Annotated in this window: 10 protein-coding genes; 9 read left to right on the top strand and 1 reads right to left on the bottom strand. The window is 75.3% G+C overall.

Annotated elements, in window-relative coordinates; all coding sequences use genetic code 11:
• From ACFRMQ_RS05545 to ACFRMQ_RS05580, 8 genes are all read left to right on the top strand, one after another.
• On the top strand, window positions 1–570 hold the full coding sequence (locus tag ACFRMQ_RS05545; protein ID WP_380727228.1) for a DUF6309 family protein: 570 nt from the start codon (window positions 1–3) through the stop codon (window positions 568–570).
• Complete coding sequence (locus tag ACFRMQ_RS05550; protein ID WP_380727231.1) at window positions 567–4,517, top strand: amino acid adenylation domain-containing protein; 3,951 nt, start codon at window positions 567–569, stop codon at window positions 4,515–4,517. The genes ACFRMQ_RS05545 and ACFRMQ_RS05550 overlap by 4 nt, the downstream gene beginning before the upstream one ends.
• Before the next feature lie 11 nt (window positions 4,518–4,528).
• Window positions 4,529–5,785: an aspartate aminotransferase family protein gene (locus ACFRMQ_RS05555; RefSeq protein WP_380727280.1), complete on the top strand. Its 1,257-nt coding sequence runs from the start codon at window positions 4,529–4,531 to the stop codon at window positions 5,783–5,785.
• 12 nt (window positions 5,786–5,797) lie between these two features.
• Window positions 5,798–6,661: a TauD/TfdA family dioxygenase gene (locus ACFRMQ_RS05560; protein ID WP_380727233.1), complete on the top strand. Its 864-nt coding sequence runs from the start codon at window positions 5,798–5,800 to the stop codon at window positions 6,659–6,661.
• Entirely contained in the window at window positions 6,658–7,443 is a 786-nt protein-coding gene (locus ACFRMQ_RS05565) for an SDR family oxidoreductase (RefSeq protein WP_380727235.1), read from the top strand. Before ACFRMQ_RS05560 ends, ACFRMQ_RS05565 begins: the two co-directional genes overlap by 4 nt.
• 3 nt (window positions 7,444–7,446) lie before the next feature.
• Window positions 7,447–8,193 (top strand): methyltransferase domain-containing protein, encoded by a 747-nt coding sequence (locus tag ACFRMQ_RS05570; protein ID WP_380727237.1) that lies wholly within the window; start codon window positions 7,447–7,449, stop codon window positions 8,191–8,193.
• Window positions 8,194–8,312: 119 nt separating this feature from the next.
• Window positions 8,313–9,095 (top strand): hypothetical protein, encoded by a 783-nt coding sequence (locus ACFRMQ_RS05575; RefSeq protein WP_380727239.1) that lies wholly within the window; start codon window positions 8,313–8,315, stop codon window positions 9,093–9,095.
• 161 nt (window positions 9,096–9,256) lie between these two features.
• Window positions 9,257–10,510 carry a glycosyltransferase 87 family protein gene (locus tag ACFRMQ_RS05580; protein ID WP_380727242.1) on the top strand — a complete coding sequence of 418 codons (1,254 nt, stop codon included), beginning with the start codon at window positions 9,257–9,259 and terminating at the stop codon, window positions 10,508–10,510.
• An 87-nt stretch (window positions 10,511–10,597) separates the two neighbouring features.
• Here the strand turns inward: ACFRMQ_RS05580 and ACFRMQ_RS05585 are convergent, their stop codons facing one another.
• Window positions 10,598–11,290: a Tat pathway signal sequence domain protein gene (locus ACFRMQ_RS05585; protein WP_380727244.1), complete on the bottom strand. Its 693-nt coding sequence runs from the start codon at window positions 11,288–11,290 to the stop codon at window positions 10,598–10,600.
• A gap of 537 nt (window positions 11,291–11,827) precedes the next feature.
• Here ACFRMQ_RS05585 and ACFRMQ_RS05590 point away from each other — a divergent pair.
• Window positions 11,828–12,526, top strand: a complete 699-nt coding sequence (locus ACFRMQ_RS05590; RefSeq protein ID WP_380727246.1) for an AAA family ATPase — start codon at window positions 11,828–11,830, stop codon at window positions 12,524–12,526.
• The last annotated feature ends 10 nt before the right edge of the window (window positions 12,527–12,536 follow it).

A 12,536-nucleotide genomic window follows, 5' to 3' on the forward strand; every position in this document is an offset into this window, starting at 1 on the left:
GTGGAGATCGTCACCGCCGTCGCCTACCCCGAGGTCCACGACGCCTACCTGCGGGACCACCCGGTGGAGCGGGACCACGAGGCGAACAGCAACATGTACGGCGAGGAGAGCCTCGAACGCGCCGACCGCATCCCCGGCGGCTGGTGGCGGATCCGGCTCACCCGCGCGGACGTCCTGGACGTCGTGCTGCCCTGGCACCTCAGCGAGGGCGGGAAACTCGAACTGGTACCGCGCTCCGGGCTGACGGTCGCCGAGGCGGCCGGGCGGATCCGCGCCGGCGGGGCCGCCTGGGCCGTCGCCAACCCGGTCTGCGCGGCGAAGCTGCGGCTGCTGGGGGAGGCCCCCTTCACGCCCGTCTTCCTCAGCACCGCCCCGATCGACCACTCCGATTACGGGGGCCTGGAGGTCCGTTCGGGCCTGATCCACGTCGACGGCCTGCACCGCATGCTGGCCTGGGAGTTGAGCGGACGGCTGCCCGAGCGGGCCGGGCTGGACGGCTACCTGGCGGGCGACCCCCTGGTGGCCGCCGGGCCTGCCCGGTCGGGCCGGACGAGGGGTGGGTCGGCGTGACCTCCGCGACCCGGCGCTTCCGGTGCGCGCCGTCCGCCGACTCCGCTCCTTCGGCAGACGTCGCGCACGAGGCCGCCCCCGCTTCCCCGGTGGACCTCGCTCGCGGTGCCCGCTCGCTGCCCGACCTGCTCGCGCACCTCGCCCGGACCCACCCCGACCGGCCCGCCCTGGGCGACGGCGTCCGCACCTTCGACTACCGCGCGGTCGATGCCGCGGCCGGCCGGATCGCCGCCCGGCTGGCCGCCGCCGGCACCGGCCGGGGAGACCGCGTCGCCCTGGTCGGCCCCCGGGACGCCCGGATGCTGGTGCTGCTGTACGGGGTACTGCGCTCGGGCGCCGCGGCCGTGCTGGCCGATCCGGACTGGTCGGCGGCCGACCTGGCCCGGCGGCTGGCCGCCGTCGAGGTGGCCCGGGTGCTGGCCACCGAGGAGGGCCTCGGCGGAGAGCCGGTCGACCTCGCCGCGCCGCCGGACCCGTCGGTGCTGCCGGAGCCGTCGGCGCCATCGGACCTGCCGGCGGTGGAGGGCGAGGTGCGGGGCGAGGACCTCGCCTACCTCTCCTTCACCTCCGGATCGAGCGGCGAACCCAAGGCGGTGGCCGTCACCCACGCCAACGCCGTGCACTACGCCTGCGCGCTGGCCGGGCGGCTCGACCTGACCGAGGCCGACGCGCCGTGCGCCGCGCACGTCACCACCCTGGCCGCCGACCTCGGCCACACCGCCTGGCTGCTCGCCCTGGCCACCGGCGGCTCGGTGCACCTCGTCCCGGACCACGAGGTGCGCGACCCGCAGGCCTTCTGGGCCTCGCTGCGCCGCGCCCGGGTGGACGTGCTGAAGACCACCCCCTCGCACCTGACCGCCCTGCTGGAGGGCCGCCCGGCCGGTTCTCCGCCACTGCGCACCGTGCTGCTCGGCGGCGAGCCGCTGCCGCGCCCGCTCGCCGCCGCCCTGCTCGACGGCGGCACCACCGAGCGGCTCGTCAACCACTACGGCCCGACCGAGACCACTGTCGGCGCCACCTGCCTGCCGGTCACCTCCGTGAGCCAACTGCCCGCCGAGGAGGCGACCGTACCGATCGGCACCGGGATCGGCGAGGTGCTGCTGACGGTGGTGGACGGCGAGGGCCGGGCGGTGCCGGACGGCGAGGTCGGCGAACTGCTCGTCGGCGGCCGGGGCGTGACCCCCGGGTACTTCGGCCGGCCGGACGAGACCGCCCGCTGTTTCGTCCGCCATGACGGCCGGCCGGTCTACCGCACCGGTGACCTGTGCCGCAGACGGGCGGACGGGAACCTGGTCTTCCTGGGCCGGGTGGACCGCCAGGTGAAGGTCCGCGGCTACCGGGTGGACCTCGCCGAGGTCGAACGGGCGATGGACGGCCACCCGGGTGTGGCCCGCTCGGCGGCGCTGCTGCGGGCGGACGGACTCGGCAACCAACTGATCGGCGTGGTCCGGCTGGTGGACGGATCCGGCGGGGTCGAGGACCTCGCGGCGTACCTGCGGGACCGGCTGCCCGGCTACTCCGTGCCGCGGCCGATCCTGGTGCTGCCGCGGTTCCCGGTCGGGCCGAACGGCAAGCTCGACCGGACGCGGCTGGCCGAGCTGGCGGCCGAACTGGTCGAGGCCCGGGCCGACTCGGACGGTGCCGCCGGGAGCGGCCCGGCCGGGGAGATCGCCCGGTTCTGGGCGGCCGCGCTCGGCCTGCCCGCGGTCGGGCCGCGCACCGACGTGCTGAGCCTCGGCGGGGACTCCATCCTCGCCATGCGCACCATCGCCCTCCTGCGGCGCTCGGGCCTGCGGGTCGCCTACGAGGACTTCTACCGGCACCCGACGGCGGAGGGCCTGGCGGCGGCCGCCGTCCCCGCCGCGCCCTCCGCACCGGCGCCGCGCGGCGGCTCCGGGACCGGGCGACTCGCCCCGGCGCAGCGGTGGTTGTACCGTCAGCTGCCGCTCCGGGAGGTGCGGCACTGGAACCAGTCGGTGCTGCTGCGCTGCGGCGCCGACGTCGACCCGGAGGTGCTCTCGGCGGCCGTCGCTGCCGTGCTGGAACGGCATCCGGCGCTGCGCAGGCCGATCTCCCCGGAGGGCTGCGGCGAGCCCCGTCCGGTGGCCGCCCTCGACCCGGTCTCCCACTCCCGGATCCCGCGCGCGGCCGGGGAGATCGCCGACACCGTCGCCGGAGTCTGCACCGAACTCCACCGCAGCCTCGACCCGTCGGCCGCCCGGCTGCTCCGGGTCCACCTCTTCTCCGGCCCGCCCGGCACCGATGACCGGCTCGCGCTGATCGCGCACCACCTGGTGGTCGACGGGCTGTCCTGGCGGATCATTCTGGACGACCTGGCGCACGCCTACCGGGCGGTGCTCGACCGCAAGCCGGCCGACCTGCCGCCGACGGCGGACTTCTACGCCTGGGCGGCGGCGGTGGCACCGCCTGGTGGAACCGCCGCGCCGGAGGAGGAGATCGAGGAAGTGCCGGGCCAGCGGCCCGCCGTCGGCTTCAACTTCCTCGGCACCTTCCGGCTGCCCGAGGAGCCCGCGCTGGACTGGAGCGTCGCCGCCGAGCAGGCCGGGGCGGCCCGCTGTGCCGGGGGCGACCCGCTGTACGAACTGCGGCTCACCGCAAGGGTGGTGGAACGGCGGCTGGTGGCCGACCTGGTGTACGGCCGGCCGGGGCCGGCGGACGCGGCCGCCGAGCGGATCACCGGCCGGTTCGCCCGGACCGTGGCGGCCGAGGCAGGGGCGGCGGACGCCGGGCGGCCGGTCCGGGCACCGATGTCCACCTCGGGGCAACTGCTGCACAGCGGCGTCGCCCCGACGGCCCCGACCGTCCGGGCGACGGTGCGCGAACCCGCCCGGGTGCTGCTCACCGGCGCCACCGGCTACCTCGGCCGGCACCTGCTGGAGGCGTTCCTGCTCCGTGGCGCCGAGGTCACCTGCCTGGTCCGGGCCACCGACGACGCCGAGGCGCTGCGCCGGCTGGGCGGCGGTCCGGCCGGTGCGGTCCGCCCCGTCCGGGCGCTCGCCGGGGACATCGACCGGGACGGCCTCGGCCTCTCCCCGGCCGGGCTGGACCTCGCCCGGGGCGCCCGGCTGGTGGTGCACGCCGCGGCGGACGTCCGGCTGGTGGCCTCGCCCGACGAACTGGAGCGCACCAACCACACGGCGGTGCGCCGGCTGCTCGACTGGGTCGGCGAACACACCCCGGACGCCCGGGTCCACCACGTCTCCACGCTCGCCGTCTCCGGCGGCGTGGACGGCCCGCCGCGCCGCTTCGGCGAGGCGGACCTGGAGATCGGCCAGCACTTCCGCACCCCGTACGAGCGGACCAAGTACCGGGCCGAGCAGGCCGTCCGGGCCTGGGCCGCCCGCGGCCACACCGCCTACCTGCACCGCAGCGGCCACATCGCGGCGCACAGCCGGACCGGCGCGTTCCAGGCCAACGGCGGCGACAACCGGATCTACCAGCTGATCCGCGGCTACCTGCTGGCGGGCGCCGCGCCGAGCCGGCCGGACACCGCCTTCGCGTTCTCCCACGTGGACACGGTGGCCGCCGGGATCGCCGCGATCGCCCTCGACCCGTACGCCGCGCCCGGGGCGTACCACGTGGAGTCGCCGCACGCCGTCCCGCACGACGAGCTGGTGGGGTGGCTGGCCGGACACGGCCACCCCGTGCGGCTCACCGACGAGGAGGGCTTCGCGGCCGCCCTAGCCCGGGCCGAGCGGCACCACCCGACGGCCGCCCGGGTGGCCGGCGCCTGGGCGGCGCAGGAGGAGCGGCGCGTCCTGGTGGACAGCACGTACACCACCGGGGTGCTCGACCGGCTGGGGGTGCGCTTCACCGCGCCGACCCCGCGCTGGTGGTCGGCCGCGCTCACCTGGGCCGCCGGGGCCGGCTACCTGCCGCCCGTCGGCCCGAACCCACCGATCCGTGAAGGCAGGACCAACCCGTGAAGGCAGGCCCCGTGTCCCAGCTCTCCCCGGTGCTCAAGCAGGCCACCCCGGTCGTCGCCGTGCGCGGCGAAGGCCTCCACCTCTACGACGCCGACGGCCGGCGCCACCTCGACTTCACCTCCGGCGTGGGGGTGACCAGCACCGGCCACTGCCACCCGAGGGTGGTCGAGGCCGTGCGCGAACAGGCCGGCCGGCTGATCCACGGGCAGTACACCACCGTGCTGCACGACCAGCTCCTCACCCTCACCGAGCGGCTGGGCGAGGTGCTGCCGCCCGGTCTGGACTCGCTGTTCTTCGCCACCGCCGGCACCGAGGCGGTGGAGGCCGCGCTGCGGCTCGTCCGGCAGGCGACCGGACGGCAGAACGCGATCGTCTTCGAGGGCTCCTTCCACGGCCGCACCATGGGCGCGGCCTCGCTCACCACGGCCGGCACCCGGTTCCGGGCGGGCGTCGGCCCGATGATGCCCGGGGTCGCGGTGGCGCCGTTCCCGGCGGCCTTCCGGCTCGGCCTGTCCGAGGAGGAGGCGGTGGCGCACGCCCTGCGCGGACTGGACGAGGTGCTCGCCACCGTCTCGGCGCCCGCCGAGACGGCCGCCCTGTTCGTCGAGCCGGTGCTCGGGGAGGGCGGCTACGTGCCGGCCCCGCCCGGCTTCCTGGCGGGGCTGCGCGAGCGCGCCGACCGGCACGGCATCCTGCTGGTGGTGGACGAGGTGCAGAGCGGCTTCGGCCGCACCGGCCGGTTCTGGGCCCACCAGTACGAGGCGGGGGTGCGGCCCGATGTGCTGATCACCGCCAAGGGCCTGGCCAGCGGCTTCCCGCTGTCCGCGATCGCCGCGCCCGCCGAGCTGATGGCGCGCGCCTGGCCCGGCTCGCAGGGCGGCACCTACGGCGGCAACCCGGTGGCCTGCGCCGCCGCCCTGGCGACCCTGGAGGTGCTGCGCGAGGAGCGGCTGGTCGAGAACGCGGCCGAGCAGGGGACCCGGCTGCTGGCCGGGCTCCGGGAGGTCGCCGCCGGGGCGCCCGGGATCGCCGACGTCCGCGGGCTGGGGCTGATGGCCGCCAGTGAGTTCTGCCGCCCGGACGGCAGCCCGGACCCGGAGGCGGCCCGGCGGGTCCAGCAGGCGGCGGCCGGGCACGGGCTGCTGCTGTTGCTGTGCGGGATCCACGTCAACGTGGTCCGGATGATTCCCGCGCTGGTCGTCACGGCCGAACAGATCGACGAAGGACTGGAGTTGTGGGCGAAGGCCGTCGAGGCCGGCGGCCGGTAGGGAGGAGTCGACATGAATGCGGTGACCGAAATCGGCTGGAGCAGCCTGGAGTTGGAGGCCCGGCGGGAGCTGTGGTCGTTCCGGCCGACGGAGCGGGAGCGGCGGCTGCTCTGGGCCGACGCGCGGGCCGGGCGGTGGGGCGCGGCCGAGGGGGTGCGGGCCCGGCTGCGGGAGTTCGTCCGGGAGGCCGCCGGCTCGGTCGGCATCACCCATGTGAGCGGTCTGGTGGACCCGTCCCACCCCGAGCAGGAGATCACCGAGGTGCTCTCCTTCCTGCTGCGGGACTTCGGCCGGATCGTCCCGCAGAACGGGCGCGGCGACCTCACCTCGGTGCTGCGGGACCAGGACGGCGACGGCAACACCGAACTCGGCTTCCACTGCGACACCTGCGACCTGCTGGTCCTGCTCTGTCTCCAGCCGGCCTTCGACGGTGGCGGATTGACCAAGCTGGCGAGCGCCCGGCACGTGCACGACCTGATCGAGCGGGAGCGGCCGGACGCGCTGAGCACGCTCCGCGAGGACTGGACCTTCGACCGGACCGGACGGGCCGGACCGCAGGTGGTGGTCACCCCGATCCTCTACGAACGCAGGGACGGGACGATCGGCTGCTACTACCAGACCCGCACCGTCCGGTCGTCCCCCGACCGGGGCGGCCCGGAACTGACGGACAGTCAATGGGAGGCGCTGGGCGTGCTGGACGAGGTGCTCTACCGGCCGGAGATCGCCTTCGGGCTGCCGATGGGCCCCGGAGACCTGCTGATCATCCGCAACAGCCGGGTGCTGCACGGGCGTTCCCCGTTCGTCGACGAACCCGGGCGCTACTCCCGGCGGATGCTGAGGATCTGGCTGAACGAGGGGGAGGAGTGGGAACTGTGACCGCTGGAGGAAGCCCCGGGGGAGCGGTGGAGCCGCACGGGCGGGTGGCGATCGTCACCGGCGGGGGCAGTGGCCTCGGCCGGGCCTCGGCACTGGCGCTGCTGGCGGCCGGCTGGACGGTGGTCGTCGCCGGGCGCCGCAAGGACGCGTTGGAGGAGACCGTGGCCCTGGCCGGGCCCGGGGCCGCGCGGATGCTGCCGGTGCCGACCGACATCCGCAGCCCGGAGGAGGTCGCCCGGCTCTTCGACACCGTCCTCGATCGGTACGGCCGGCTGGACCTGCTGTTCAACAACGCGGGCGCCGCCGCCCCGCGCCGGCCGATCACCGAGACCCCGTTCGAGGACTGGAACCGGGTGCTGGACACCATCGTCACCGGCGGCTTCCTCTGCGCCCGCGAGGCCTTCCGGGTGATGAGCACCCAGACTCCTTCGGGCGGCCGGATCATCAACAACGGCGCCCCCTCGGCGTACGTTCCGCGCCCGCAGTCCATCGCGTACACGGCGGCCAAGCACGCCGTCCTCGGCCTCACCAAGGTGCTGGCCCTGGACGGCCGGCCGTACGGCATCTCCTGCGGACAGATCGACGTCGGCAACGTCGCCCCGGTGGACGGCGGACCGCAGCCGGCCGCGATGCAGGCGGACCGGACGATGGCCGTCGAGGCGACCATTCCGGTGGAGCGCTTCACCGAGGCCCTGGTGCTGATGGCCTCGCAGCCGCCGGACACCACCATCCAGTCGCTGGTGGTACTGCCGACCACCATGCCGTTCGTCGGGAGGGGGTGAGCCGTGCTGGTCAGCGCACGTTCCTTCGCGGAGTACCGGGCGATGTTCGCGCTGGACGACCGGGACCTGGAGCAGCGCGTCCTGGACTGCCCGGGCGGCGCGGCGAGCTTCGTGGCGGAGGCCGGGCGGCGAGGCATCGACGCGGTGGCCGTCGACCGCCAGTACGCCGAGAACCGCGAGGAGTTGGGCCTGCTGGTCGAGCGGGAGACGGCCTTCAAGCGCGAGCTGCTGGTGCGGCAGACCGAGGGCTACGTCTGGTCCTGGTACGCGGACGTGGACGACCTGATCCGCCAGTGGACCGCCAACGCCCGCGCCTTCCGGGCCGACATCGCCGCCCGCCCGCACCGCTACGTGGCCGGATCGCTGCCTGGACTCCCCTTCGCGGACGACTCGTTCGACCTGGTGCTCAGCTCGCACCTGTTGTTCTCCTACGGCGGCCGGCTCGGCGAGGAGTTCCACCGGGCGGCCCTGGCGGAGCTCGCCCGGGTGGCGCGGCGGGAGGTGCGGATCTTCCCGCTGGTGGCGCACGACACGGGCGAGCGGTACGCGGGGCTGGACCGGCTGCGCGAGGAACTGGCGGCCCTCGGGGTCCCGAGCCGGACGGAGCGGGTGGCCTACGAGTTCCGGCCCGAGGAGAACGAGATGCTGGTGCTCTCGACCGCGGGCCACCGGGCCCCGGCCCGGACCGCGCCGGGCCCGGCGGGGGCCGTGGACCCGGTGCGGTGGCGGCACCGGGAGGCGGGCGCCTGAGCCTTCGCGCTTCGAATCGTCCCGACCGGTCCGCCCTGCCCGGAATGCCCGTGGGGGGTATCGTGAACGGGGCGTATTCTCCGTGGACAACGTGCTTCGGGCAGGCCATGGTTGTCGGTATGACGACGCATCAGAACGACCAGGGGCACAGCGGGCACGAGGAGCATCACGCGCATCACGGCCACCACGGCCACCACGGCGCACCCCAGGGGCTGACGGCCTCCGCCCAGGGCTTCACCCTGGTGCCGGAGACCGTCGGCCTCGCGGGCGAGTTCACCTTCCGCATCACCGACGCCGACGGCAAGGCCGTGACCGCGTACGAGCCGCAGCACGAGGCGCTGCTGCACCTGATCGTGGTGCGCGCCGACCTCTCCGGCTACCGCCACGTCCACCCCGAGCTGGGCGCCGACGGTATCTGGCGGGTGGCGACCCCGTTCGACGGCCCCGCCGTCTACCACGCGTACGCGGACTTCAAGGCCGTCGGCGCCGACCCGCTCACCCTCGGCGTGGACCTCACCCTCCCCGGCGAGAGCGCCGCCCGGCCGCTGCCGGAGCCCGCCGCCACCGCCGAGGCCGGCGGCTACACCGTCACCCTGGACGGCGGGCTGGTCGCGGGCGAGGGCGCGCCGCTCACCTTCACCGTCACCCGTGACGGTGCCCCGGTGGCCGACCTCCAGCCCTATCTCGCCGCCTACGGCCACCTGGTGGCGCTGCGCGCCGCGGACCTCGCCTACCTGCACGTCCACCCCGACGGCGAGCCCGGCGACGGCGCCACCGCGCCCGGCCCGGACATCACCTTCCACGCCGTCGCCCCGACCGCCGGCCCGTACCGGCTGTACCTGGACTTCAAGCACGGCGACCAGGTGCACACCGCCGAGTTCACGGCCGTCGCCGGCGACTGAGCGCGCGCCGGTCGACGCCCCGGCCGGGCGGGCAGCCGCCGCCGGCCCGGGGCGTCGGCGGGCGCGGCGCCGACGCCCGGAAGACCACCACGGGGCCGGCCGCCGGAAAATCGTCGCGGTCCGTTGTCATCCGTCTTCGGCGGGTGCGGCGTCCCGGGAGTATGACCCGCTTCCCGGACCGCCCCGAGACCGATGCCAGAGACTCCGGCCAGGAGCCCGCGCCGGGCCCCGGCACGCCGCCACCCGCGAACCCGGCCGACCCGACGGTCCTGGCCCTGGCGGCGGTGACGGCGGTGGCGTCCGCGCTCCTGGTGCGGGCCCTGCTACTGGAGTACGAGTCGTCGGACTGGTACTACTTCCTCGGCCCGTGGTCCCGGTACATCGCGGAGCAGGGCGGGTTCCACGCCCTCAGCGGCGGCGGCTTCTCGGACTACAACGTCCCCTACCTGTACCTGATGGCCGGGATCAGCTACCTGCCGGTGCCGGCGATGACCGGTGTCAAGTGCCTGTCGATCCTCTTCGACCTGGCGCTGGCGTACTACACCCACCGGATCCTCTCGCCGCGCTGGCCGCACCGGCCCTGGCTGCCGTTCGCGGCGGCGGTGACGGTGCTGTTCCTGCCCACGGTCGTCACCAACAGCGGGTGGTGGGCCCAGGCCGACGCGATCTTCACCACCTTCCTGGTCGGCGGCGTCCACCACCTCATACGCGCACGGCCCTGGTGGGCCTGCGCGTTCTTCGGGATCGCCCTGGCCTTCAAGCTCCAGGCGGTCTTCCTGTTCCCGTTGCTGCTGGTCGTCGTCCTGAGCCGGCGGCTGCCGTGGCGGAGCCTGCTGGCCGTCCCGGCCGCCTACCTGGCGCTCGATGTCCCCGCCCTGCTGCTCGGCGCCGACCCCTGGCAACTGCTGACGGTGTACGGCCGCCAGACGGGGACCTACCGGGACCTCACGCTCAACGCGCCCTCGCTCTACCAGTTTGTCTCGGTGCCGTCCGAGGCGAGCGACGTGGTGCGCCGGGCGGGCGTGCTGGTCGCCGGTGTGCTGGTGCTGGCGCTGGTCGGGCTGGCGGTCCGGGCCGTACGGCGCACCGAGGACCCGGCGGGGCTCACCGGGCAGCGGGTGCTGCTGCTGGCCACCGTCTTCGCGATCGCGGTGCCGTTCCTGCTGCCGTCCATGCACGAACGCTACTTCTACGTCGCGGACATCCTCAGCGTGCTGGTGGCCTTCCACCAGCCGGGGCGGCTCTGGTACCTGCCGGTGCTGGTGCAGCTCTCCTCGTTCGGCAGCTACCTCAAATTCATCGCGCCCGGCGTGTCGCCGTACCTGTCGATGCCGGCCCACGGCGCGCTGATGCTGCTGGCGCTGATCGCCGTACTCCGGGCCACCGCCCGGGAGTTCGGCGTGGTCCGGGCGTGACCGGCCGCCCGGGGCGGGAGCGAGCGCGGCCGGGAGCCGGGGCGGACGCGGCGGTGCTCACCGGGCCCGCCCCGGGGGAGGAGGCGGTCAGTTGACGTAGACCGCCGGGCCGCCGGTCCGACTGGCGTCGGTGACCGGGCCGTACGTCGCCGAGAAGTAGCCGTCGGCCGGGCAGAGCGCCGAGCCGCCGCTCCTGGCGAAGTGCTCGGTGCGGAAGGCCAGGCTGTGCGCGGTGTTGTCGGCGCTGCCGGTGAAGGCGCCGCTCAGCTGGAAGGAGCAGGTGATGGTGCCGAACCAGCTGTCCAGCACGGCGGTGGCCTGGATCGGCCCGGCGGATCCGCCGCTGAGGGTGACCGGCAGGCCGGGGGCGTCGGAGACGGTGACGCCGTACGGCAGGTTGCCGACCGTCAGGCTGCGGACCGAGGTGACGCCGGTGATGTTGGCGGTGCACGAGCCGAAGGTCAGCCCGGTCAGCGACGCGGTCGCGCTGCCCGGCGCGGCCGGGTTGCCCAGCGTGGTGGCGGTGAGCTGGGAGGTGGCGCAGGTGACGCCGGTGGTGCTGGTCGCGGTCGAGTAGAAGGTGGCCTTGGTTCCGGCGGCGAGCGGCGCGGCGAGCGTGTCGCCCGGCGCGACGGCCGGGCCGCCCGCGCCTCCGGTGGTGAGCACCGGCCCGGCGGCGAGGGGCTCCGGCGCGGCGGAGGCGGGGACGGTGGCCGCCGTGAGCGCGGTGACGGCGCAGACGGCGGCGGCGGTGACGGCGAGGTGGCGGCTGAAGCGCATGGAAGAGCCTCTTTCTCGGTGAGGGGCGAGAAGACGACCTCTGGCGGCTCCCGAGCGGTGGGGAAACCGGGGAGCGCGCGGCGTTTCCGGGTTCCATAGGTTCCAGGCCTGACCATGCGCCGTCAAGGCGATGGACGGAACTTGCTGACTTTCCGTCAACAAGCGTGCGCGGTACGGTGCCGAGGGGGGCGTCGCCACGGCTCCGGGAACGGGGGCTGCGGAGAATCTCCCGCATGGCTGGGCACGACAATGACCACGGCTACCTCCCGGACAACCGGCAGACCGAGGCGGGCGCCCGGGTGGCCGCTGCCGCCGGACCCGGGCCGGGGCTGACCCGGGCGGGCGGTGTGGCAACACCTGCTCCTGTAGCGGCGGTTCGGTGGTGTTCATCTCCGCTTCGGATGGGTTTACCGGGCAGGGGGTCCACTGGAACGGGATTCCGGTGGCACCTGGCCGCCGTCCGCCGTCCGCCGTCCGCCGTCCGCCATCCGCAGGGGAGGTGGCGGGCGGCGGTCTTCCGGGGCAGACTCATCCGGCGTGACCGGACTCCGCCCCCCGTCCCCGTCCCCGCGCCGTCGTCCGAGCCTCGTCGTGGTGAGCGGCCCGCCCGGGGCGGGCAAGACCACCCTGGCGCACGCCCTGGCCGAAGCGCTCGGCCGTCCGGCGGTCTGCCGGGACGAGATCAAGGAGCGGATGGCCGCCGCCGGACCCGGCCCGGCCCCCGGCGACGACCTGGACCGCCGGACGCTGGCGGTGTTCTTCCGCACCCTCGGCGAGCACCTGCGCGCGGGCACCGACCTGGTGGCGGAGTCGGCCTTCCAGGACCGGTTGTGGCGCCCCGGCCTGACACCGCTCACCGCCCTGGCCGAGCTGCGCGTCGTGCGCTGCACCGTCGACCCCGAGGTCGCCCGCGCGCGCATCGCCCGCCGGGCCGCAGAGGCGCCCGAGCGCGCCGTCCACGCGGACGCCGAACTGCTGCACCGCATCGCGCGCGGCGAGCGGCCGATCGAGAGCTGGGTGCCGATCGCGCTGGACGCGCCCTGCCTGGTCGTGGACACCACCCGGGGCTGGAGTCCGTCCCTGGAGCGGATCACGGCCTTCGCCGCCGCCGGTGGAGCCGAAGCCGGAGTCGGAGCCGAAGCCGGATTCGGAACCGAAGTCGGAGCCCGAACCGAAGTCGGGGCCGACGCCGGGTCGCCCGGCCCGGAGGGGAACCACGGGCCGCCGCCGGTCTAACCTCGACGGT

Origin of the sequence: Kitasatospora sp. NPDC056783 (genome assembly GCF_042789895.1) — a bacterium.
In the GTDB taxonomy this organism is placed as follows: domain Bacteria; phylum Actinomycetota; class Actinomycetes; order Streptomycetales; family Streptomycetaceae; genus Kitasatospora.

Bases quoted from the DNA above. Each gene is read 5' to 3' on its own strand.
- ACFRMQ_RS05575 (WP_380727239.1), top strand. From the start codon at position 8,313: ATGACGACGCATCAGAACGACCAGGGGCACAGCGGGCACGAGGAGCAT.
- ACFRMQ_RS05560 (WP_380727233.1), top strand. From the start codon at position 5,798: ATGAATGCGGTGACCGAAATCGGCTGGAGCAGCCTGGAGTTGGAGGCC.
- ACFRMQ_RS05580 (WP_380727242.1), top strand. From the start codon at position 9,257: ATGACCCGCTTCCCGGACCGCCCCGAGACCGATGCCAGAGACTCCGGC.
- ACFRMQ_RS05585 (WP_380727244.1), bottom strand. From the start codon at position 11,290: ATGCGCTTCAGCCGCCACCTCGCCGTCACCGCCGCCGCCGTCTGCGCC.